Annotated in this window: 21 protein-coding genes and 1 pseudogene; 13 read left to right on the top strand and 9 right to left on the bottom strand. The window is 41.1% G+C overall.

All coding sequences use genetic code 11. From position 1 onward, the window contains the following. Together KAN5_RS11155 and KAN5_RS11150 are read left to right on the top strand one after the other, a co-directional pair. Window positions 1-1,044 carry a type IV pilus twitching motility protein PilT gene (locus KAN5_RS11155; protein ID WP_016708192.1) on the top strand — a complete coding sequence of 348 codons (1,044 nt, stop codon included), beginning with the start codon at window positions 1-3 and terminating at the stop codon, window positions 1,042-1,044. Further along, window positions 1,044-2,174 carry a PilT/PilU family type 4a pilus ATPase gene (locus KAN5_RS11150; protein ID WP_016708191.1) on the top strand — a complete coding sequence of 377 codons (1,131 nt, stop codon included), beginning with the start codon at window positions 1,044-1,046 and terminating at the stop codon, window positions 2,172-2,174. Before KAN5_RS11155 ends, KAN5_RS11150 begins: the two co-directional genes overlap by 1 nt. Window positions 2,175-2,437: 263 nt before the next feature. On the opposite strand, the gene ruvX is transcribed toward KAN5_RS11150, so the two are convergent. From ruvX to KAN5_RS11120, 6 genes are all read right to left on the bottom strand, one after another. Continuing rightward, on the bottom strand, window positions 2,438-2,884 hold the full coding sequence (gene ruvX, locus KAN5_RS11145) for a Holliday junction resolvase RuvX (RefSeq protein ID WP_016708189.1): 447 nt from the start codon (window positions 2,882-2,884) through the stop codon (window positions 2,438-2,440). Window positions 2,885-2,920: 36 nt separating this feature from the next. Next, on the bottom strand, window positions 2,921-3,478 hold the full coding sequence (locus tag KAN5_RS11140; RefSeq protein ID WP_016708188.1) for a YqgE/AlgH family protein: 558 nt from the start codon (window positions 3,476-3,478) through the stop codon (window positions 2,921-2,923). A gap of 27 nt (window positions 3,479-3,505) precedes the next feature. Next, window positions 3,506-4,459, bottom strand: a complete 954-nt coding sequence (gshB, locus tag KAN5_RS11135; RefSeq protein ID WP_016708187.1) for a glutathione synthase — start codon at window positions 4,457-4,459, stop codon at window positions 3,506-3,508. Between the two features lie 54 nt (window positions 4,460-4,513). Next, window positions 4,514-5,248: a 16S rRNA (uracil(1498)-N(3))-methyltransferase gene (rsmE, locus tag KAN5_RS11130; RefSeq protein ID WP_244389712.1), complete on the bottom strand. Its 735-nt coding sequence runs from the start codon at window positions 5,246-5,248 to the stop codon at window positions 4,514-4,516. Between the two features lie 85 nt (window positions 5,249-5,333). Next, window positions 5,334-5,807: a hypothetical protein gene (locus KAN5_RS11125; protein ID WP_244389711.1), complete on the bottom strand. Its 474-nt coding sequence runs from the start codon at window positions 5,805-5,807 to the stop codon at window positions 5,334-5,336. Between the two features lie 30 nt (window positions 5,808-5,837). Beyond that, on the bottom strand, window positions 5,838-6,731 hold the full coding sequence (locus KAN5_RS11120) for a hypothetical protein (RefSeq protein WP_016708184.1): 894 nt from the start codon (window positions 6,729-6,731) through the stop codon (window positions 5,838-5,840). Between the two features lie 73 nt (window positions 6,732-6,804). Here KAN5_RS11120 and glnE point away from each other — a divergent pair, with 73 nt between their 5' ends. Then, window positions 6,805-9,603, top strand: a complete 2,799-nt coding sequence (glnE, locus tag KAN5_RS11115) for a bifunctional [glutamate--ammonia ligase]-adenylyl-L-tyrosine phosphorylase/[glutamate--ammonia-ligase] adenylyltransferase (protein ID WP_244390946.1) — start codon at window positions 6,805-6,807, stop codon at window positions 9,601-9,603. On the opposite strand, the gene KAN5_RS11110 is transcribed toward glnE, so the two are convergent. The 3 genes from KAN5_RS11110 to tolC form a co-directional block, all read right to left on the bottom strand. Further along, window positions 9,592-10,164 (bottom strand): TcpQ domain-containing protein, encoded by a 573-nt coding sequence (locus KAN5_RS11110; RefSeq protein ID WP_016708182.1) that lies wholly within the window; start codon window positions 10,162-10,164, stop codon window positions 9,592-9,594. The genes glnE and KAN5_RS11110 overlap by 12 nt on opposite strands. A 54-nt stretch (window positions 10,165-10,218) precedes the next feature. Then, entirely contained in the window at window positions 10,219-11,145 is a 927-nt protein-coding gene (gene lpxL, locus KAN5_RS11105; protein ID WP_016708181.1) for an LpxL/LpxP family Kdo(2)-lipid IV(A) lauroyl/palmitoleoyl acyltransferase, read from the bottom strand. Window positions 11,146-11,252: 107 nt separating this feature from the next. Further along, window positions 11,253-12,593, bottom strand: a complete 1,341-nt coding sequence (tolC, locus tag KAN5_RS11100; RefSeq protein ID WP_016708180.1) for an outer membrane channel protein TolC — start codon at window positions 12,591-12,593, stop codon at window positions 11,253-11,255. A 156-nt stretch (window positions 12,594-12,749) separates the two neighbouring features. On the opposite strand from tolC, the gene KAN5_RS11095 reads away from it, so the two are divergent. From KAN5_RS11095 to rraB, 10 genes and pseudogenes are all read left to right on the top strand, one after another. Next, complete coding sequence (locus tag KAN5_RS11095; RefSeq protein WP_138554631.1) at window positions 12,750-13,370, top strand: NUDIX domain-containing protein; 621 nt, start codon at window positions 12,750-12,752, stop codon at window positions 13,368-13,370. A 33-nt stretch (window positions 13,371-13,403) separates the two neighbouring features. Then, window positions 13,404-13,862, top strand: a complete 459-nt coding sequence (locus KAN5_RS11090; RefSeq protein WP_016708178.1) for a DUF1249 domain-containing protein — start codon at window positions 13,404-13,406, stop codon at window positions 13,860-13,862. Next, window positions 13,849-14,634, top strand: a complete 786-nt coding sequence (locus KAN5_RS11085; protein ID WP_244389710.1) for a metallophosphoesterase — start codon at window positions 13,849-13,851, stop codon at window positions 14,632-14,634. Before KAN5_RS11090 ends, KAN5_RS11085 begins: the two co-directional genes overlap by 14 nt. Continuing rightward, the gene (locus KAN5_RS11080) at window positions 14,619-15,179 is read left to right on the top strand and encodes a YqiA/YcfP family alpha/beta fold hydrolase (RefSeq protein WP_016708176.1); all 561 of its coding nucleotides are present in this window, start codon (window positions 14,619-14,621) and stop codon (window positions 15,177-15,179) included. The genes KAN5_RS11085 and KAN5_RS11080 overlap by 16 nt, the downstream gene beginning before the upstream one ends. Before the next feature lie 31 nt (window positions 15,180-15,210). Then, entirely contained in the window at window positions 15,211-17,100 is a 1,890-nt protein-coding gene (gene parE, locus KAN5_RS11075) for a DNA topoisomerase IV subunit B (protein WP_016708175.1), read from the top strand. An 18-nt stretch (window positions 17,101-17,118) separates the two neighbouring features. Next, window positions 17,119-19,047, top strand: coding sequence for a GGDEF domain-containing protein (locus tag KAN5_RS11070; RefSeq protein ID WP_244389709.1), 1,929 nt, complete (start codon window positions 17,119-17,121; stop codon window positions 19,045-19,047). Beyond that, window positions 19,040-20,134 (top strand): PQQ-dependent sugar dehydrogenase, encoded by a 1,095-nt coding sequence (locus KAN5_RS11065; RefSeq protein WP_016708173.1) that lies wholly within the window; start codon window positions 19,040-19,042, stop codon window positions 20,132-20,134. Before KAN5_RS11070 ends, KAN5_RS11065 begins: the two co-directional genes overlap by 8 nt. Window positions 20,135-20,144: 10 nt before the next feature. Then, window positions 20,145-22,434: pseudogene (gene parC / locus KAN5_RS11060) on the top strand (DNA topoisomerase IV subunit A). A 159-nt stretch (window positions 22,435-22,593) separates the two neighbouring features. Beyond that, complete coding sequence (locus KAN5_RS11055) at window positions 22,594-23,307, top strand: 1-acylglycerol-3-phosphate O-acyltransferase (RefSeq protein ID WP_016708171.1); 714 nt, start codon at window positions 22,594-22,596, stop codon at window positions 23,305-23,307. Beyond that, complete coding sequence (gene rraB / locus KAN5_RS11050; protein WP_016708170.1) at window positions 23,307-23,642, top strand: ribonuclease E inhibitor RraB; 336 nt, start codon at window positions 23,307-23,309, stop codon at window positions 23,640-23,642. The genes KAN5_RS11055 and rraB overlap by 1 nt, the downstream gene beginning before the upstream one ends. Window positions 23,643-23,844: the final 202 nt, after the last annotated feature.

The following is a 23,844-nucleotide window of genomic DNA, read 5'->3' as shown; positions in this document are numbered from 1 at the left end:
ATGGATATTACCGAATTATTGGCCTTTAGTGTGCAGCACAAAGCATCCGATTTACACTTATCATCAGGGGTTGCGCCAATGATCCGTGTTGATGGCGATGTGCGACGTATTAATATACCAGCGCTGGAAAACAAAGATGTGAACAGCCTAGTTTACGACATTATGAACGATAATCAACGCAAGGACTACGAACAAAACTTAGAAGTGGACTTTTCGTTTGAAGTGCCAAATTTAGCACGTTTTCGTGTTAATGCCTTTAACTCAAACCGTGGCCCTGCAGCGGTATTTCGTACTATCCCTAGCGAAGTTTTAACACTCGATGATTTAGGCGCCCCCGATATCTTCAAAACAATCTCAGATACGCCACGCGGCTTGGTACTCGTTACTGGGCCAACCGGTTCTGGTAAATCAACCACCTTAGCTGCAATGGTCGATTATATTAACCAACATAAACATCATCATATTTTAACTATTGAAGATCCAATCGAGTTTGTTCATGACAATAAATTATCACTGATCAACCAGCGTGAAGTTCACCGTGATACTCATAGTTTCTCTGCAGCACTGCGTAGCGCTTTGCGTGAAGACCCTGATGTTATACTAGTGGGTGAGCTACGTGATTTAGAAACCATTCGCCTTGCTATGACCGCGGCTGAAACTGGTCATCTAGTATTTGGTACTTTGCATACTACCTCAGCACCAAAAACCATTGACCGTATTATTGATGTATTCCCTGGCGAAGAAAAAAGCATGATCCGCTCAATGCTTTCAGAATCATTGCGTGCGGTTATTTCACAAACTTTATTGAAAAAAGTGGGCGGGGGACGAGTCGCAGCCCATGAAATTATGATTGCAGTGCCTGCGATCCGTAACTTGATCCGCGAAGATAAAATTGCGCAAATGTATTCATCTATTCAAACAGGTGCATCACACGGTATGCAAACGATGGATCAATGTTTAACCAATTTAGTAAACCACGGTGTAGTTACCAATGCTGAGGCGCGCGCTAAAGCACAAGATAAAAATAACTTTGGTGGACAGTAATGACACATTCTCTAGATTACTTTTTACGATTGATGCTTGAAAAGCAAGGGTCTGATTTATTTGTTTCAAGTCAATTGCCGGTCAGCGCTAAGATTAATGGTGAGTTGATTGCATTAGGTGACGAAAAAATATCAGATGAGGAGTCGCTCGCGTTAGTCGAATCAGCGATGAATGAAAAACAAAAAGCAGAGTTTCATAGTACTAAAGAATGTAATTTTGCAATTGCTACTGATGAAGGGCGTTTTAGGATCTCGGCATTTTGGCAACGTGATCGTGCCGGTATGGTTATTCGCCGCATTGTTACAAAAATTCCAGACGTCACAGAGCTTGGTCTACCTTCAACGCTGACAGATGTGATCATGGCGAAGCGGGGCCTAGTGTTATTCGTTGGTGGTACTGGGACGGGTAAATCGACCTCTCTTGCTGCACTATTAGGTTATCGTAACCGTAATCAACGTGGACATATTTTAACTATTGAAGATCCCATTGAATTTGTACATGAACATCGAAAAAGTATTATTACCCAACGTGAAGTTGGCCTTGATACGGAAAGCTTTGAATCGGCTCTTAAAAGTTCATTGCGCCAAGCTCCAGATGTTATTTTAATTGGTGAAATACGCTCACAAGAGACCATGGAATATGCACTGAGTTTTGCTGAAACAGGGCATTTATGTGTGGCAACTCTGCATGCTAATAATGCTAACCAAGCGATTGATCGGATCATGCATTTAGTGCCAAAAGAAAAGCACGACAAGTTAAAATATGACCTATCTTTAAATTTACGCGCTATTATTGCGCAACAGTTAGTGCCTACCGCTGATGGCAATGGCCGTGTGGCTGCGATCGAAATTTTGCTGAATACGCCAATTGTTGGCGAGCTTATCAAAAAAGGTGACATTGGCGGTATAAAAGAAGCCATGGCGAAAGCAAAAGACATGGGTATGCAAACTTTTGATCAGGCATTGTTTGAACTTTATAAGCAGCAGCGAATTAACTATGCTGATGCATTGCACCACGCTGACTCACCAAACGATTTACGTTTGATGATTAAGCTTAGAAACAATGAACAGCAAGGAGCTGGCTTTTTACAAGGAGTTACCATCGATGGGCTAGAGCCCAAAGGTCAGTAGTATGAAAAAAGCATCAAATGGTTACTTGTGACGACTACCACTCATATTGTGAGTACACCATTTTTTGCTTTGGCTGCTGAGCAGCCGCAATTACACCAAGCAACTGAAATCAATATTCATGATGAGGTGTATTATGATTAGAGGCATTTTTTAGCAGGAAGACAGCCACAAGGTATCACTGATTTTAGTGGTCAGTTTATTCGCCGCGATGTTGTTGATATGATCATCGCGCAGCAAGCTTTGCATTTAGGTGGTTTTGATAGTTACTGGTAAGCTTGTTCAAAGAAACTTTCCAGAATAATAACCGCCGACATATTATCAACATTGCCTTTACCTAAGCTACGGTAACCGCCTTGCTCAAATAAACGTGCTTTGGCGTCCGCAGTGGTTAAACGTTCGTCCTGAGTCTCTACAGGAAGTCCATAGTGGTTATGTAAGCGGTTGGCAAACTTTTTAGCTTTGAAAGTAACTTCTTGATTACTACCATCCATATTGAGCGGTAAACCGACAACCAGTAAATCAGGCTGCCATTCATCGACATGCTTTTTAATAAAATCCCAATTAGGTATGCCATCTTTTGCTTTAATTGCAGTGAGACTTGAGGCTGTGCCTGTTAACTCTTGGCCAATTGCAACGCCAATGCTGGTGGTGCCAAAATCAAAGCCCATTACGGTACGTTGACCCTTGGGCTTTAGTTGTTTCTTTGTCATGTTATCTCTGTGCGTTATATTGCTGCTTGACCACGCTCACGCGTGGCCAACTTCAGAACTTAATTGGCTAATATCAATGCCAAGAGTCGCGACTGCTTTTTCCCAGCGCTGTTCAATTGGAGTGTTAAAAATAATATCAGGATCAGCTTTAATAATAAGCCATGAATTTTCTAGCAGTTCTTGCTCAAGTTGCCCCTGTTCCCAACCAGAGTAACCGAGTGTAATAATAAACTGTTCCGGCGCTTGCGCTGTGGTTAAACTGGCCAATACGTCTTTGGATGTGGTGATCATAATATCACTGCTGAGTTCTTGGCTTGCGCTATAACCGGATTTTGGCGAATGCAGCACAAAACCACGATCCGTTTTTACCGGCCCTCCTGCAAATACAGCAACACTTGCGGCATGGGCTGACTTGTCGTTATCGATCTCTATTTTGTCGAGTAAATCACCGACAGTAATATTGATGGGCTGATTGATCACCAGCCCCATAGCCCCGTCTTCATTGTGCTCACAAATATACGCGACAGCACGTTTAAAAAAAGGGTCTTGCATTGATGGCATTGCGATTAAAAAATGATTTTCTAATGATTGCATAACGATACCCCTTTATTGTTAGTAAATTTAAGTATGGCTCAGTTTTCTTTCTATGGCATCAAATAAGCGCCCAGTAATTGAAATATCATAAGCGGCTTCAATTTCTTTTACGCAGGTTGGTGCCGTCACGTTAATTTCTGTTAATTTATCACCAATGATATCTAGGCCTACAAATATAAGTCCCTTCGCTTTTAATGTTGGCGCTACGGCTTCGGCAATTTTCCGGTCAGAGTCACTGATCGGGCGTGCTTCACCGCGGCCACCTGCGGCTAAATTACCACGTGTTTCACCATTTTGCGGGATCCGAGCTAGGCAATAAGGGATCACTTCACCATCCACTACCAATACACGTTTATCGCCTTGCTTGATTTCAGGGATATAATTTTGTGCCATGGCAAAACGACTACCGTGTTCGGTGAGTGTTTCACAGATAACGCCGATGTTGGCATCATGCTCAGTGACACGAAAAATCGACGCGCCCCCCATGCCATCTAAAGGCTTTAGGATAATGTCTTTATGTTCGGCCAAGAATGCGCGAATTTGGTGTTTACAACGGGTTACTAAGGTGTCAGGAGTATGTTCACTAAACCATGCTGTAAATAATTTTTCGTTCGCATCACGTAGACTCTGTGGCTTATTAATAATCAATGTGCCTTCAAGTTCTGCGCGTTCTAAAATGTACGTGGCGTAAATGTATTCAGTATCAAAAGGCGGATCTTTTCGCATTAAAATAACATCTAAATCAGCAAGTGCGATGGTGGTCTTTTCTTCAAGTTCATACCAGTGGTTAACATCGTCAAAAACGGTTGCTTTTGCTGCTGTGGCATAGGCTTTGCCTTTACGTAATGAAAGATCATTCATTTCCATATAGTAAATTTCATAGCCGCGGTTTTGGGCTTGCATCATCATTGCAAAACCAGTGTCTTTTTTGATGTTAAATCCACTGATCGGATCCGAAATTATACCTAATTTAATTGCCATGTTCGTTGCCTTACTGAATATATTACTATTGATATGAGGGTGATTTAGCTATTTTCAATTAGCTAAATCGCCAAATTGTAGCTGTAATGCACTTAAGACCGTTAAAGCGGCAGTTTCAGTTCGCAATACACGTGGACCAATACGAATATCAACAAATGCGTGTTGTTTGGTTTGCGCAATTTCTTCATCGGTAAAACCGCCCTCAGGACCCACTAAGAAGCGTACGCCAGCACTGGGAACTTGGATTGTTTTGATGCTGTGCTCCGCGCGAGGGTGCAGGGTCAGTTTAATTTCGTCACTGTTTTGTGCAAGCCATTGGCTAAGATCAATCGGTGGGTGAATGGTGGTTATAGTATTACGTCCTGATTGCTCGGCAGCTGCAATGGCTATTTTTTGCCATTGTAGGTGTTTCTTTGCAAGTCTTTCAGGGCTTAATTTAACCCCGCAACGTTGGCTAAAAATCGGCGTGATCTCAGTGATCCCTAACTCCACCGATTTTTGAATCGTAAAGTCCATTTTATCGCCACGGGAAATACCTTGCCCTAAGTGAATGCTAAGTGGTGATTCAACGTCTTTGTCAGCAAATGAAAGTGGCATTGCCACGACTGATTTCTTACTAACGTCAATGAGTTCACACAGGTATTCGCCACCTTGGCCATTAAACAATGAAATATGCTCACCAACTTTCATACGTAACACGCGACCAATGTGGCCTGCGGCATCATCTTCTAATTGCACTCGGGTGGCAATTTCAATGGAACTTGCTTGATAAATATGAGGAACTCGCATGTTGACCTTCAACAAAAATAGCTAATGTTGTTATGGTAAGTAAGTCATCTCTTTGGTGCAAATACTAATTGTGAGAGCTGCATAATTAGTTATTGAGCTTTTCGCATAATGCATCTAAATCTTGCGGGGTCTCGGCTATTTCAGTTTGACATGATAAATGATTGTTCTGCGCGACATCGGTGACCGGTTCAAATTGATAGCCATCAACGGTTTCTTTTATTAAAAAGCGAACAGAGTGTAATGAGTTAAATATAAACCGTTGTTTATCATCAGCGAGTAAATAATCCGTTTCATTGAATAGCACCCCGGCAATATCATGATGCTCGTGTAAGTAACTGGCTAATTCTGACACGCTAATTTCATTGCTAAAATCACAATAGCAGTAATCTTTGATTAGCTCATCAAACATTAACTTTACTAATTGGCGGGTGTGTGTGCCTGCTACCACTAAAGTGCTGGGGCGAGTTCCGTGTGGCTGAGCAAAATAGTGCTCAGTAAATTGCCGACTGAATTCACTGTCGTTGTCGATCAGTAGATAGTTACTTACTTCAAACGGCATAAGGCCCCACGTGTTTGAATATTTCCAAGCTTAAACTGAAAACATGCTTATTAGTAAATAGCCTATTGCACTGAAAACAGCAAATTCAATGCAGGCTACGCCAATATTATCTTGATGATCAATTTCAAGCGCAGTATCAATGTTTGGCAAAGAAATGAACTTGATAATAGTCGTTAATAAATACAGTAATAACCACATAGTGCCGCAATGTAAAGCTAATGTGAATAAATTCTCAACCATTTTACCACTATGGAAGGTCGCGCTGGCTAGGCCTGCATAGATAGCTAATGCAAGTCCGATCGATTTACCCGCATAGCGGATGCCGATTGAGGTGTTTTCTAAATTAAAATTATTTTGTAATGACGCGCCTTGATTAGCGCGGGCAAAACGGTATTCACGTAGTTTGCTGTCTAAAGCAAAAAAACCTTGGAGTAAAAAGAAGCTAACAAATGCGATGAGCAAATTGCTAAATCCTTGCGTGTGAGACCAGTTATAAAGTCCTAAGGTAATGATAAAGTTGGCTATCAACATGCCTGAATCAACTAAAGCGGCACAGACATTTTGTTTTAAGATGGCGGCTTCTTCGTTAAAGCGGTGTAAAATCCACTTACGGTGTATGAGGTGACCTACTTTGATAAAAGTGAATAAAAGCACTATTAATACAACTACTTTAATCGGGTTTGATTGGGCTGCGCTAATATTGATTTCATCAAATAAGAAAGCCATCGTAGCGATCACTACACTGATTTCTGAGGCAAAGCTGATCCCCATTGCAAAGTTATCATGCTGAGCTAGTTCTTCTTTTAAAGCCTGCTTAGCCTTGAGCTGACTAATTACACGTAAACAAATAACTGCTACACAAATAACCGTAAAACAGATAGCAATCGCAAGTAAACTAGTGTTAGATAAAGATAAATATGACATTAAGAACCTAGAGTGGTTATTATTATGTTAATCATTCTAGTACGGTTACGACAGATATAAAAGAGAGTATTTGATGACACTAAGCGAGCAACTTCCAGCAGCACTCGACAACCTCGGTCGCGAGCGCTTTGTACAGCTTTACCCTGAACGCTCCCCAAGTGAATTAATTATTAAATTGATAGGCTTGAGTGACTTTGCATGGCGTTGTTTGCAATCTCAACCACAGTTAATTGAAATACTATTGTCTGATACGCAAATGAATTTGCGTGATTGCCCAGATCCATTTCAAGAGTTAAATTTGGCAGAAGTGGATGAAGCGCAGTGTCATAAAATTTTACGTCGTTATCGTGAACGTTATTGGTTAAAAGTCGCGTGTTTAGATTTATGTTATAACAACGACATTGCAGACAGCATTGGCTATATTTCAGCACTTGCTGATCAGTTAATTGATAGTGCTAATCGTTGGGCATTTGCTCAAGTTGCTATCGTAAACGGCGAACCATTAGATGATCAACATCAACCATTAGCAATGATGGTTCTGGGCATGGGCAAATTAGGTGGCCAAGAATTAAATTACTCCTCTGACATCGATTTAATCTTTTCTTATCCTCGCAGCGTCAAAACTCAAGGCGGGCGTCGCTCGTTAGAGGCGCAAGTATTCTACACTAAAGTTGCGCAAAAGCTGATTGCAGCACTGAACCAAAGCACAGTTGATGGCCAAGTGTTTAGAGTTGATATGCGACTGCGTCCGTTTGGCGAAAGTGGTCCTTTAGTGATGAGTTTCACTGCAATAGAAGACTATTATCAAGATCAAGGTCGTGAGTGGGAGCGTTATGCCATGCTTAAAGGGCGTTTGATTGGCGCGCCAACCCGTTATAGCGATGAGTTTTACCAGTTATTAAAACCATTTGTATATCGTCGTTATATTGATTTTTCAGTGATCGAATCACTACGTAAAATGAAACAAATGATAGCCCAAGAAGTACGCCGTAAGCGTTTGACTAACAATATAAAGCTAGGTGCAGGTGGTATTCGAGAAGTGGAGTTTGTGGTGCAAGCTTTGCAAATGGTAAGGGGCGGTCGAGAAGCAAATTTGCAAACGCAATCCTTGCAAAAAGCATTAGCGGAACTTGAGAATATTCAAATTATTGCTGAAAGTGAAGCGCAGTTATTACGGTATAATTATTTATTCTTAAGACGCGTAGAACAGTATTTACAAATATTTGCCGATCAACAAACGCAAACATTACCTGATGATGAACTCAATCAACAGCGGTTAAATTACTTGTTAGGGCAAGGGGACTTCAACGCCTCTTTAGCGCAAATAAATGGCATTATGGCGGGTATACATAGTGAGTTTGAGCAAGTTATTGGCTATGAAAGTGAACCTGTCGATCCATGTGAAAGTGCCTTTATTAGTGCTTGGGAGCATACCGATATTAGCGTGTTAGAACAACCCAATGATGCGTGGCAAATACCGCTAGAAGATTTTAGAGCGCGGTTAACAAAAACCAAAATTGGTCACCGCGGTCGTGACATTCTCGATAAACTCATGCCGTTATTGTTGAAGCAACTTGCTGATAGTCAGGTAACCGGTGATGTATTTAGTATGATCTGCCAAGTGTTAAGTAAGGTTATTTCACGTACAGCGTATTTAGAATTACTCTATGAAAATCCAGGTGCGTTAAAGCAATTAGTTTCATTATGCTGTCACAGTAAATGGATTGGTGAACATATTTCTCGATATCCCATTTTACTTGATGAGCTAATTGACCCTGCGGTGCTGTATAAGCCAACCCCATTGAGTGCCTACAAAGATGAAATACGTCACTATTTTTTACGTATTGATGGTGAAGATCTAGAGCAGCAAATGGAGGCGCTGCGTCAATTTAAACAAACCCATCAATTGCGTATTGCTGCCGCTGATGCAACGGGTGTACTAGATGTAATGAAGGTCAGCGATCACTTAACTGCATTAGCTGAAGCAATTGTAGAGCAAGCTGTTAATCTGGCGTGGCAACAAATGGCACAGCGCTTTGGTACTCCCCCTAATACTGATGATGAACATAAAGGCTTTGCTGTTATTGCATACGGTAAAACCGGTGGTTTTGAAGTTGGTTATGATTCCGATCTTGACTTAGTTTTTGTACATAATAGTGATGGCTCAGAGCAAACAAATGGTAGCAAAGCGATTGATTCTCGTCAGTTTTACTTAAAACTGGCGCAACGATTAATGCATCTATTTAATACCCGTACAGCATCGGGTATTTTATATGAGCTGGATACGCGATTACGCCCAGAAGGCGCTTCAGGGCTAATGGCTATCAATTTAGAAAGTTTTAATCATTACCAGCAAACTCAAGCGTGGACATGGGAGCATCAGGCTTTGGTGCGTTCACGCATGATTTTTGGCCAAGCTGAATTACAACAGCGGTTTGCGAAAATTCGTTTAGGTATTTTGTGCCAGCAACGAGATCCAGAAAAGCTCAAAGAAGATGTGATCACCATGCGTGAAAAAATGCGAACGCATCTAGCCAAAGGTAATGATATTGAATTTGATTTAAAGCAAGATGCCGGTGGCATTGCTGATATTGAGTTTTTAACACAATACTTAGTGCTCAATAATGCTCACCGTTTTGATGAGCTAACAACCTATTCAGATAATGTCAGGATCTTAACTGATGCGGCTCGCCTTGGTTGTATTAGTAAAGAGACTAAGCAAGGCTTGATTGCAGCTTATATTGATTACCGCTCTCGTTATCATGTATTGAGCTTAGATCAGCAGGGGCGTTGTGTAACTAAAGAAGAGTTTGCCACACATATTGCGTTTGTTAGTAATGCATGGCAGCAGGTATTTGAATTAACTTCTTAGGCGTTTGCAATTCTCGCGCAAATATTCAGAGGGCAGCTCAGTGATCACCGCTGCCCGTTGTTTAAAGCAAAAAAACGTATAGACTTCGTTCTCAAAGTCATCGTTGATAGCGCGCCCTACTTGATAGAGAGTTGAGTTAAAATTACTATCCACTCTAAAATGATCTTTGACTACATAATCTTTATTTAAATACCAATATAAGACGATGTCTTCATCACGTGCGTATTCAGTTAACACTTTTTTTAATGTGGAGCCGTTTTCGAAACGTCTGGGAATATACTCCCCCGTCCAGTTTGGTGAAGAAGGCTCAACGACTTTCGCACGCTCGGTTAACGCAGCATCAATATTTATATCTGGAGCCGGGAGTTTAAGTACATACTTATCACGTTCATTGTTTTTATTAACTTGGTTACGTAAAGCAGAATAAAAGCGCGATAAACCTTGTGCCGCGGCATTTTTAGTCTCTTTCATATCCATGACTGGACCATGGCCTAATAAAAAATAAAGTGCTGCGGCAATTAAAATGGCTGCTAATGATAAATGCTTAACCCAAAACCACATAACTCATACTCTTGTGTTTGTATTTGTTAATAAAAGCATATTCCAGTGATATTGTCACTTGTAATAAGAAGGCGCATCGATATCTGGACGCGTTTTAAAACGTCTATGCAGCCACATATATTGCTCAGGGGCAACGTTTACAGCTTGCTCTATGCGTTGGTTAACCCGAGTTACATCTGCTTTATCATCACCACTGGGGAAATTCTCCAGCGCTGGCAATACTTCTAAATGGTATTTTCCTTGCTCATCACGACGGCTAGTTAAGCTGACTGTTTCACAGTTTTTACTGGCTGAAAACAGTAAAGTTCCAGTGGTGGTTGCTGCATCTTGAACTGCAAAAAAAGGTGCAAACTCGCAACGTTTACGGCCATAGTCTTGATCGGGCAGGTAGTAACAGACTTTTTTGTTTTTCAGTGCTTTTAATAGCCCTTTGACATCGCGTTTGCCAATTAAATACTCATTTGAGCGTAAGCGGCCACGGGTCATAAAAAATTCCATTAGCGGATTATTATGCGGACGATAGAAGCCGATGCCTTGGTGATTAAGTCCCATTACACGGCTGGCTATTTCAAGGTGTAAAATATGGGGAACGAGCAATAGCACGCCTTTACCAGCTTGTTGTATGCGTTCAAAGTGCTCAAGTCCTTTCACAGAACCATAAACACGTTTGATCCGCCAATTTGGCCACCACCATGCCATACCTGTTTCAAGTGTTGCAATGCCAGTGTTTTCCATATTTTGTTTAACCAGTGCACGTTGCTCTTCAATAGGCATATCAGGAAAGCATAATTTTATATTAACTTCAGCAATGTGGCGGCGCTTTTTCATCGTGCGGTGTACCAAGCGACCAAGTTGTTTGCCTAACCATAATTGCAATTTAGACGGTAACCAAGAGACCGTATATAAAATAAAAACACCTAGCCAAGTAAGCCAATAACGCGGGCCTAGGAAAGACCATTTAAATGCAGATGAGTTGACCACGGAAATATCTCATATTCGAAAAGTACTTAGTTTAACTGGATGAATAAAAAAATACAAAAAAGCCAGCAATTTGCTGGCTTTTATAAAGGGTTAATTAAAAGAGTCGTTTAGATTTCTTTTAAGCCTTGATTAATCGCCAGTAAGTCATCGCTTGTTAAAGTCCCCGCAGCTTGTTTTAAGCGCAGTGTTGAGACTACATAACGGTAACGCACATCAGCAAGGTTACGTTTTGCATTAAAAAGGTTTTGTGTGCTGATCAATACATCAACAATAGTACGAGTACCCACTTCAAAACCTGCTTCAGTGGCTTTTAATGCACTTTCCGCGGAAACAACGGCTTGCTCAAGGGCTTTAAAGGTGGCGATATCAGATACCACTTGATTATACGAAGTGATCGTATTGCGTGTAACTGCACGTAAGCTTGCTTCTAGGTCTTCACTTGCTGCTACATAAAAAGCACGTGCTTGATCGGTCGCAGCTGTGGTTGCACCACCAGAATAAATTGGCACACTAAAGTTAATGCCTACATTGGCGCTGTCACCACGAGGCTTCATATTATTGTTGTTACTATCAGTAAGTGTGTCACCGTAGCTGGCGTCTAATGTTAACCTTGGATAGTGGCCGGCTTGCGCTAAATCAATTTGATCTTTAGCAATATCAACGGTTACTTTTGACACTTGTAGATTTAAGTTGTTTTCTTCTGCCAACTTAATGTAATCAGTTGATTGCTTGGTTGGTTTGACTGTAGAAAACGTTTCAGTATTTAATGTATCAAGTTTGGCATGATATTTACCGGTGATCTCGCGAAGCTGTTCACGGGCTGTTTCAACGCCATTTTTTGCGACGATCTCACGAGCAACAGAGTTATCGTACTGCGCCTGCGCTTCATGAACATCGGTAATTGCCGTTAAACCTACAGCGTAACGCTGTTTAGTTTGCTCAAGTTGGCGTTCAATAGCGCGTTTTTCTGATTGTACAAACTCTAAATTATCAATGGCGCTTAATACGTTGAAGTAACCCTCTGCAACACGAACAATGAGGTCTTGTTTAGCAAAGTCGTACTGAGCCGTTGCTTGCAATGCTTGTTTGTCAGCTATGCCTAATGAATTCCATGCACCTAAATCAAACAGAGTTTGACTGAGTGTAAGACTACGACTAAATGAATCGGTATCAGTATCTGTATGAATATAACCTGCGTTATCGGTCCCAGTGTATGTAGAACTGTCCGTTTTATCATAACCCATAGAGAAATTGATTTGCGGTAATAAAGCACTCATCGCACGATCACTGTTATACGCTTGTGCGTCAGCTTGTGCTTTTGCTTTTAAAACAGTTGGATCGTTAGCTGTAGCAATTTCGTAAACTTGTAATAAATCTTCAGCATTAGATGCTGTAGCCGTTAATGCGCAGGATAAGCCAATTAGCGCAGCAAGAATGTTCTTTTTCATTATTCGTTCAGTCCTTAGACAATTTTCGTTCTAAAAGCATGGTAACCTGTTTTACTTAATAACAAAAAAAAAATTGCGTAAAACAGCGTAAACAAGTGTAACAGAATATAATAATCCTCAAACTATTTGAGTTAATAAAGCGATTTAGGAAGATAAATGACCGATAAGACCGTAGCAAAGTTCAGCAGCAATGATGTAACTATCGCGCCAATAGAAAATTTATATGCAGGTTTTTTTAAAATAAATTTATATCAGTTTCAGCATGCCCTTTTTGCTGGTGGGCAATCAGCAACGATCCGCCGAGAAATACTCGAACGCGGTGACGCCGTAGCCGTTTTACCGTATGATCCTATTTCAGATAATATATTGCTCATCGAGCAAATTCGCATTGGTGCGATCAAGAGTAAGCAGTCTCCTTGGTTATTAGAGTGCATCGCGGGTATGACGGATGGCAGCACTGATTATGAGACTGTAGTGAAACGTGAGGCATTTGAGGAAGCGGGACTTGAACTGGATGAATTAGAGTTTATGTTATCGTATCTTTCAAGCCCAGGCGGCACGACTGAGCGGTTACACCTTTATTTAGCGCTTACTGATTTAAGTCAGCTGCAAAGTGGTGTTTATGGGCTTGAAACAGAAGGTGAAGATATAAAAACTCACATCATCAGTTACAGTGAAGCGATGGCACGTCTAGCCAGTGGTGAAATAGACAATGCCGCTACGGTTATTTCATTACAGTGGTTAGCACTTAATCGCGAACGTATAATGAATAAATAGACTACCCTTAACATCTAATTTTATGGCGGTAACGTGACAGCACTTGCAGTGAAACAACGATATATTCAAAGTCTCCCTAAATACTTGACCTTGTGTGAGCATAATTACTTACGTGCGCTAAAGTTGCTACCTAACGAGCGCAAACAAGGCAGTACGCGACAAGTACAATTAGGCAATAGCCAGTTTGCAATTAAAGTAGATGGGTGTGCAAAGTACACTATGGATATTTCTATTACGCAATTAACGGGCATGTTAGCAGGCTTCACCCCACTGTTTTTGACTGTGCGTTTGTACCATGATGCAAAGGTGGCAGAAATAATTCACCATGACTACCACCAAAGAATTAAACCATCCTATGGTTACCCTAATCCGCAAATGCATCAAAAAGATGAAAAATATCAGCTCAATGCATTTTTATATGATTGGTTAGTGGCATGTGTAGAAAGTGGTCGCTCTGTACTCAATTGGGATGTGAATAATGGCTTGGTTTGATGTACATGCCACTTTCAAGCACAATCAACTACGTTTAGCGCATATTACCGATAGCCATTTATTTGCTGATCCACAAGGTGAGTATTTTTCGGTTAATACCGCAGAGCACTTTTCTCGCGCGCTGGCACACATGGCAGCGCAGTCATTAGATGCGGTTATTTTTGGTGGTGATTTAACTCAAGATCACAGTATTGAATCGTACTCGTTATTTGCTCAGTTGATTGCTGACTCAGCGCTTACCTGTCAGGTATTTTGGCTGCCAGGAAATCATGACGATATAGCTGCCATGAAACACATTTCTAGCGGCCAAATAAGCAACGCTAAGCGTTTAATTGCTCAGGGTTTCGAAGTGTTATTGATTAACTCTAAAGGCCCAACTCCCGCAGGCTGGGTAAGTGAAGTGCACTTAAATGAGATCACTGAATTATTAGCAAATACAGTGTCACCGAGTGTGGTCTTTTGCCATCATAATCCGCTGCCAATTAACGGCTATTTAGATAAGCATATGCTTGAAAATGGGCCACAGTTACTTAACATGTTACAAAACAGTGGGCAGGTTAGGCATGTATTTCATGGTCATGTTCATAATGACTATCAATTTCAGTTCAGAAATATTGAGGTGGTGGCGACCCCTGCAAGTTCAGTACAATTTACTAAAAATAGTCACCATTGGCAGCAACAAAATTTAGGTGCGAGTTATCGGTTATTAACGATAGCTAAGTCAAGCGATGACGTAATTGTTGATTCGGAGCTAGTATGGCTCAACGAGTAATTTATATTCATGGGTTTAATAGCAGTGAGAAATCATTTAAAGCTGTCCGCTTTGGTGAGTATATGGCACACTATGACGTTGATTATTGTGTGCCGCGCCTGAGTCATGAACCGTATCATGCAATAATTCAGCTTGAGCAATTAATAACGCCAAATACGGTATTACTTGGCAGTTCTTTAGGTGGTTTTTACGCCACTTATTTATCGCAGAAATATCAATTACCAGCAGCGCTGATCAATCCTGCTGTTAAACCTTATTTATTATTGAGTTCATTGTTAGGGCCGAACTATAATCCGTATCAGGATAGCCATTACGAGCTCAATAATAGTCATATTAACGCGTTAAAGTCACTGTCGATACCATACTTGAAACGCCCATCATTACTGTATTTATTACAGCAAACGGGTGACGAAGTTTTGGATTATCAGCAGGCCGTTAAATATTATTCACAATGCCAGCAACGGGTAGAATTTGGGGGTGATCATAGCTTTATTGGCTTTGAAGACTCCATTGCTAGTATTGTAGATTTTCTTAAAATCACGTAAAACATAGCTAAGCGCATAAAAGATAAAAACTATGAGTCAGCAAAATTATAACGCCGAAGCCATTGAAGTATTAAATGGGTTAGAACCTGTTAAACGCCGTCCTGGCATGTACACCGACACTACCCGTCCTAATCACTTGGGACAAGAGGTTATTGATAACAGTGTCGATGAAGCAATGGCCGGCCATGCCACTAAAATTGATGTTATTTTACACGAAGATAATTCACTAGAGGTCAGCGATGACGGCCGTGGTATGCCTATTGATATTCACCCAGAAGAAGGTATCCCTGGGGTTGAACTAATTTTCACTAAATTGCATGCCGGTGGTAAGTTTTCCAATAAGAATTACCAATTTTCTGGTGGTTTACACGGTGTCGGTATTTCTGTAGTAAATGCGCTCTCGACCCGAGTTGAAGTGGTTGTGCGTCGTGATGCACAGCAATACATGATGGCGTTTGAAAATGGCGATAAAGTTGAAGACTTACATGTCATTGGTACTGTTGGTAAGCGTAACACCGGTACCACAGTGCGTTTTTGGCCGGATGCCAGCTATTTTGATTCCGCTAACTTCTCATTACTCAAGCTACATCACTTGCTTAAGGCTAAGGCTGTATTGTGCCCGGGTTTGCGTATTAAGTTTACTAACAAGCAAACCAAAGAAACGCAAGAGTGGTACTATGAAACGGGTTTAAAAGATTACTTAAACGAGGCCGTTAAAGGATACGAGGTTTTACCACAAGACCCATTTACAGGCGAATTCTCAAGCTCAACTGAAGGGGCTGATTGGGCCGTTGTTTGGTTGCCAGAAGGCGGCGAATCAATTGCTGAAAGCTATGTTAATTTAATACCTACAGCGCAAGGCGGCACCCATGTGAATGGTTTGCGCCAAGGTTTACTTGAAGCGATGCGTGAGTTTTGTGAATTTAGAAACCTCTTACCGCGCGGCGTAAAGTTGACCCCCGATGATATTTGGGAGCGCTGTAGCTATGTCTTATCAGTTAAAATGCAAGATCCACAATTTGCTGGCCAAACCAAAGAAAAACTCTCATCTCGTTCGTGTTCTGCATTTGTATCAGGGGTGGTTAAAGACTCATTTAGCTTGTGGCTGAACGAACATACTGATACTGCAGAGCTGCTTTCTGAGCTGTGTATCTCAAATGCTCAAAAACGTTTACGTGCTGCTAAAAAGGTGGTGCGTAAACGTGTTACAGCAGGCCCCGCATTACCTGGTAAATTAACCGATTGTAGTGCCGCTGATAATGATCGCACCGAATTATTTTTAGTCGAAGGTGACTCAGCAGGCGGCTCAGCAAAACAAGCGCGTGACCGTGAATTTCAGGCTATTATGCCGCTACGTGGTAAAATTTTGAACACGTGGGAAGTTGAATCAGGGCAGATTTTAGCATCACAAGAAGTACACGATATTTCAGTTGCATTAGGGATTGATCCAGATTCCGCAGATATTTCTTCTTTACGATACAATAAAATCTGTATTTTAGCGGATGCTGATTCAGATGGGCTACATATTGCCACCTTATTATGTGCGCTTTTTGTGCGTCATTTTCCTACCTTAGTAAAAGCGGGGCATGTGTTTGTTGCGATGCCGCCATTGTTTAGAATCGATATTGGTAAAGACGTTTATTACGCCTTGGATGAAGATGAAAAGTCAGGCATTTTAGCTCGTATTGAAGCTGAGAAAAAACGTGGCAAAGTGAATGTACAGCGCTTTAAAGGCTTGGGTGAAATGAACCCACTACAATTGCGTGAAACAACCATGGACCCTAATACTCGCCGCTTAGTACAACTTACTTTAGAAGATGAAGTGGAAACCATGGAAATGATGGATATGCTGCTTGCGAAAAAACGTTCATCAGATCGTCGTCAATGGTTAGAAGACCATGGAAATCGTGCTCAAGTGTAATTAAGCCAGGGTGTAAATATGCAAGGTCAACAAGGAAGCTGTTTTAGCTATTTACACATACGTGTTTTATTACTCAGCATATTTGCGTACTTGTATTTATATTGCGCTGCGTCAAACGCAGCGCAGCAACCGGCTTTAGATGCGCAATGGTTGGCGACACAACGCGACCTTGCACATGAGAAAAGTGTTCAAGATCCAGGTCAAGCTACTGAGTTTTTAGAATTAGTATTAACCCAACAGCACACTCGCTTAACGCCCTTACAACGCAGTGAGTTACAACTTGATTTAGCTGAAAATTACTTATTATTGGGTGAGTTGACTAAAGCCATAGAGCTGGAAAAACAACTTGCCAATGAATTGGCAGTATTAAGTAATGAGTCGTTGATCAATTACTACTTAATAAAATCCACTATCCATAGTTACTCGGGTCAAGCTGATAAGTCGTTAGCGATTTTAAAGACCGCTGAGCAGCAAGTCGATCTACTTGGTAATGATAAGTTAAGAAGTAAAGTATACGGCGCGTTAGCGAGTTTTTATGTTTATAATCATGATGATATTAAAGCATTAGACTATTTTTATAAAAGCTATGAGATTATTAAGCGCAGCGGAGATTTACTTGATTTAGCCTACATAGAATCGACCATGGCAAAATCGTATGAGTATTTATTTGATTACGATAAAGCACTGCAAATGCAGCACAAGGCGTTAGCTTATTTCCTAGAGAATGATTTAGTGTTTGATAGTTTAGTGTCGTACTTTCATTTAGCTAAAGTATATTTAAAGATGGAGCGTAGCCAAGAGGCAATTGATAGTAGCCAAACAATGCTCGCAATGGCCCACAAAGTAGCAAATGAAAACTTAGTGTACTACGGTTATATAATATTGGCCGAAGCGTATTTATTTGAACAAGATATAACGCGTGCTAGTCATTACCTTGCACTCAGTAACCAGTTTTTCGATAAGCTTGAAGATGTCGCTAACATTGCCAATCACTTATACATTCAAGCTGCTGTCGAGCTTGCACAAAATTTAACTGAGCAAGCCGCGCAAACGTTAGCAAAAGCGCAGTTGATGTCTGAACAAATACCAATAGAAAATAGTATAACGTCGTTATTAAAGCTGGCACGGTTACAAACAAAGCTGGCCGTACAACAAAATGATTATCAACTGGCTTATAAGTATCAACAAGATTTCATAGCGTTAAATGATCAGCATTATAATAAAGTACGTGAGTTGTCGCGCTCACGTCATAAAGTCCAATTTGATACCAAACAAGTTGAACTTGAAAAGCAATTGCTTAAAAAAGATAAAGAGCTTAATGAGTTTGCTTTACTAGAAATTAAACAACAGCAAGCACTACAAAATACCATTATGTTTAGTGTGTTATTGTTGTTTTTACTCTTGTTACTGTTTTCGTGGCGACAATACCGATTAAAACGTAAGTTCAGTTTATTGGCAAATACTGACTTTTTAACCGGTGTGGCAAATCGACGCAAAATCATGGATCTTGCTGAGTTACAGTGGCTACAGCTGAAAAAAGATAATCATAATTTTTGTTTGATCATTTTTGACTTAGATCACTTTAAGACTATCAATGATGAGTTTGGTCATCCAGCTGGGGATCATGTATTAAAAGCGATTACTGAGATTTCGCAACGCGCTATTCGCGACAATGATGTTTTAGGACGTATTGGTGGAGAGGAGTTCTTAGTGGTGTTAAGTAATACATCGCGTGTGGAAGCGGTAGAAATCGCTTATCGAATTAAAAGTGATATAGAAAAAACACAGATTAATTATGGCGAACATGTGCTTAGAATGACTGCAAGTTTTGGTGTCGCGCAAAAAGGTGTGCATCTAAACTCATGTAAAGATTTATTAAAAAACGCAGATAAAGCGCTCTATACTGCAAAAGAGCGTGGTCGAAATAGGGTAGAAACCGATGAATAAATTACTAATATCTCTACTAGCAGTAGGGTTGCTAAGCACGCCCTTAGCAGCAAAAGAAATTATTCAAGAACTCAGTGTTCCGGATGGTTTTACAATAAATATATTTGCCAGTGATGTAGAAAACGCTCGGCAGCTTGCTGTGTCAAAAAAAGGCATAGTGTATGTTGGCTCGCGAAAAGCGGGCAATGTGTATGCATTGATTGATCACAATAGCGATGGAATTGCTGATAAACAAATCTTAGTAGCCAGCGGTTTAACCATGCCATCTGGCTTAGCAATTAAAGATGGTGATTTATATGTAGGTGAAGTACATCGGATTATTCGCTTTAAAAATATCGATACACAATTAAAAGCGCCAAGCTATGAAGTGGTATACGATGCGTTGCCAACTGAGCGCCATCATGGTTGGAAATTTTTACGTTTTTCACCTACTGGCGAATTGATCATCCCAGTTGGGGTACCTTGTAATATTTGCGGCGAAGATGAGCGGTTTGGACGAATTTTTTCGTTGGATGTCAGCACCAAACAAATGACCACGCTTGCGCAAGGTGTTCGTAATTCTGTCGGTTTTGATTTCCACCCAAGTACACAGGTTATGTGGTTTAGCGATAATGGTCGAGATATGATGGGGGATGATTTACCTCCAGATGAGTTAAACCGTTTAACGAGCGAAGGTGAGCACTTTGGTTTCCCATACGTGCACGCAGGTGCAATTTTAGATCCTGAGTTTGGCAAAGGCAAAAGTATTGCAGATTACAGTGCTCCAGCGTTAGCGTTAGGTGCACATGTTGCACCTTTAGGTATTCATTTTTATAACGGAAAGCAATTTCCGGCTAATTATAAACAGCAGCTATTTGTTGCTGAGCACGGGTCGTGGAACCGCAGTAAAAAATCCGGATATAAAGTGGCAGTTGCCACCATTGAGCAAGGACGTGTGATAAAATATACGCCGTTTATTACGGGCTTTATGAAAAACGAAGAAACATTGGGTCGTCCAGTTGCTTTTGCAGAACTTGCCGATGGCAGCTTATTGATCTCCGATGATTATGCCAATGTGATCTACCGTGTAAGCTATAAAAAAAATTAGGTAGGCTTTGATGAGTGATACAGATACTTTGCTAATGCAAGGAATTGAACAACAAACAATGGGGCGTTTTACCGAGGACGCCTATTTGAACTACTCCATGTATGTGATCATGGACAGGGCATTGCCGCATATTGGCGATGGCTTAAAACCCGTACAGCGCCGGATTATTTATGCGATGAGTGAGCTGGGTTTATCAGCGGCAGCGAAATATAAAAAATCTGCGCGCACAGTTGGTGACGTATTAGGTAAATATCACCCACATGGAGATAGCGCCTGTTATGAAGCGATGGTGTTAATGGCGCAACCATTTTCATATCGTTATCCACTTGTAGATGGACAAGGTAACTGGGGCGCGGCAGATGATCCTAAATCATTCGCTGCAATGCGTTATACCGAGGCACGTTTATCTAAGTTTTCCGAAGTACTGTTAAAAGAGCTTGGCCAAGGCACCGTTGATTGGACGCCTAATTTTGATGGCACTATGGATGAGCCTAAAGTCCTGCCTGCACGCTTACCGCATATTTTACTTAATGGTATTACGGGGATTGCCGTAGGTATGGCAACAGACATTCCGCCACATAACGTGCGTGAAGTGGCTAGCGCCTGTTGTGAATTGTTAGATAACCCAAAAGCTGAGTTGGACCAATTGCTTGAGCATGTGCAAGCACCTGATTATCCAACTGAAGCAGAAATTATTACGTCAAAAGCTGATATTCGTAAAATTTATCAAACTGGTCGTGGTTCGATAAAAATGCGGGCTATTTACACAGAAGAACACGGTGATATCGTGATCACTGCATTACCGCATCAGTGTTCTGGTGGCAAAGTGCTTGAGCAAATTGCAGCACAAATGAATGCGAAAAAAGCTGCCTATGGTGGCTGATTTACGAGATGAGTCAGATCACGAAAACCCAACTCGCATAGTGATTATTCCTCGCTCTAATCGTATTAAAGTGGAGCCGTTAATGGCCCATTTATTTGCAACGACAGATTTGGAAAAAAATTACCGCGTTAATATTAATATGCTGGGTCTTGATGGCCGTCCGCAGGTAAAGGATTTACGAACAATTTTAACTGAGTGGCTGGTGTTCCGTCGTGAAACTGTGCGCCGCCGTTTGCAGTATCGTTTAGATAAAGTATTGGCTCGTTTGCATATTTTAGAAGGTTTACTCGCTGCCTTTTTAAATATTGATGAAGTTATTGAAATTATTCGCTCTGAAGATAAGCCCAAGCCGGTGTTAATGGAGCGCTTTGGTATTACTGATATTCAAGCAGAAGCAATTCTTGAATTGAAACTGCGTCATTTAGCAAAACTCGAAGAGTTTAAAATTCGTGGTGAGCAAGATGAGCTAGCGAAAGAGCGTGACAAATTACAGCTGATTTTAGGCTCAGAACGTCGTATGTCGACGTTGCTAAAAAAAGAAATTCAAGAAGCCGCAGAGATGTATGGCGATGAGCGCCGTTCACCAATTGTAGAGCGTCTAGAAGCAAAAGCACTAAGTGAAAAAGATTTGATCCCATCAGAATCTGTAACTGTGGTGCTATCGGAAAAAGGCTGGGCGCGAGTAGGTAAAGGCCATGATTTAGATGTAGAAGGGCTGAGTTATCGAGCTGGTGATGCATATAAAGCCTCAGCTAGGGGTAAGAGTAATCAACCCGCGGTGTTCTTAGATTCAGCAGGGCGCGCATTTGCCACCGATGCACATGGTTTACCGTCGGCACGAAGCCAAGGAGAACCAATGACAGGGCGGTTTAACCTCACTGTTGGTGCGAACTTTGAACATGTAGTAATGGCTGATGATAAACAAGTGCTGCTAATGGCATCGGATGCAGGCTATGGTTTTATCACTGATTTTGTTGATTTAGTAAGTAAAAACAAAAACGGTAAAGCTTTGGTAAGCGTCCCTAAGGGGGGGCAGTTATTGGCGCCAATTAGAGTCAATGATGTTGCCACTGATTACTGTATGGCTATCTCGAACGAAGGTAGAATGTTACTGTTCCCGTTACGTGACTTACCAAAGTTGGGTAAAGGTAAAGGTAACAAAATAATTTCGATTCCAAGCGCAAAAGTGCAAGCGCGAGAAGAGTTTGTAAAAGTGTTGGCGGTTGTGCCAGAAGGAACGAGTGTTACCTTGCATGCAGGTAAACGTAAATTGACCCTAAAACCAAGTGACTTAGAGCATTATCATGGTGAGCGTGGTCGTCGTGGTAATAAGCTACCGCGAGGTTTACAGCGAGTTGATGAAGCTGTGGTTGAATTAATTACTGTTGACGATAGTGAGTCCACCGAAACAGAGTAACAATTTGACTTAATTGTTATTAAACTAAATGGCCTGCGTTTGCAGGCCATTTGTTTTTAAAAAGAAAATTAATTTAAGCTTACAAGTGTGCGCTAAACTCTCGTTTAGCAACTAAAATAACGCTATAATGCCGGCGTTATTATTTTTGGAGAGTTTTCTTTGTTAGCTATTATTCGTATTTTGATCATGGCATTATTTATTTTACTAAGCTGTATATTTGGTTTAATACTTTGTTTAGTAAAGCCTTTCCATATAAATAATGTACATATTTTGGCTAGTTGGTTTGGCTCTATGGCTAAAATGCTTGGGGTAAAATTGGTTATTACACGTCACCCTGATGCACAAAACTGCGGTCCGGCAGTGTACGTTGCAAACCATCAAAATAACTACGATATTTTCACGTTACCAGCCGCAGTACCAAAAAACTGTGTAAGCTTAGGGAAAAAAAGCCTGAAATGGATCCCATTTTTTGGCCAGCTTTACTGGCTATCGGGAAACATTTTGATTGATCGTGGTAATCGCTCAAAAGCGGCTGGGACTATTTCTAAATCAGCAGATAAAATTAAACAAAAAGGCTTGTCTGTATGGATGTTTCCTGAGGGAACGCGTAGTTATGGTCGTGGTTTATTGCCATTTAAAACAGGGGCATTTCATACTGCATTAAATGCCGATGTGCCAGTAGTGCCTGTATGTATGAGTACAACGGATAAAACCATTAAGCTAAATCGCTGGGACAATGGTACAATCTATATAGACATGCTAGCGCCACACCCCCTTGATAAAAAGGTTGGGGCACGTGAACACGCAACACGTATTCACTCTATAATGGCTGCTAGAATAACTGAATTAGATGCTCAAGTGAGAGAAAAGTAATGGAAAATTGGCGTGAAATAAGTGAAGACATTGTAACTTCGTTATTAGAAGATGGCTCAGATCCAGAGATCTTATATGAAGTTGAACACCACTTTGTCTGTGAAGACTTTGCAAAGCTTGAGCAAGCTGCATTAGCCGCGTTTAAGCTTGGTTATGATGTTGAAGAACCTGCCGAGCTAGAGCTTGAAGATGGTAGTAAAATTTGGGGATTTGACATCGTTGTAGAAGCAGAGCTTGATGTTGATGTTATTATGGAAGACGTTGATAAGCTTGCCCAACTGGCGGTAGATACCGATGTAGAATACGACGGCTGGGGCACGTATTTTCAAGAATAAGTAGCGAGTGGCGAGGGCAACGTTAGAGAGAGTAAAGTTAGCGAGAGTAAAGCTCGCGAGGGTAAACAGCTTGACCCTTGTGTTTGGTTTCTAATCTCGCCAACTCGCGCTCCCATAAGTAAATGCCAACTCGCAATATCCACAAATAAATGCAAACCCACACTACCGACAAGTAAATATAAGTTTACCTCATACTTAATTA

The sequence above is a fragment of the Pseudoalteromonas sp. KAN5 genome (assembly GCF_022846535.1).
GTDB classification, from domain to species: domain Bacteria; phylum Pseudomonadota; class Gammaproteobacteria; order Enterobacterales; family Alteromonadaceae; genus Pseudoalteromonas; species Pseudoalteromonas haloplanktis.
This window is presented reverse-complemented; position numbering and strand designations above follow the sequence as displayed.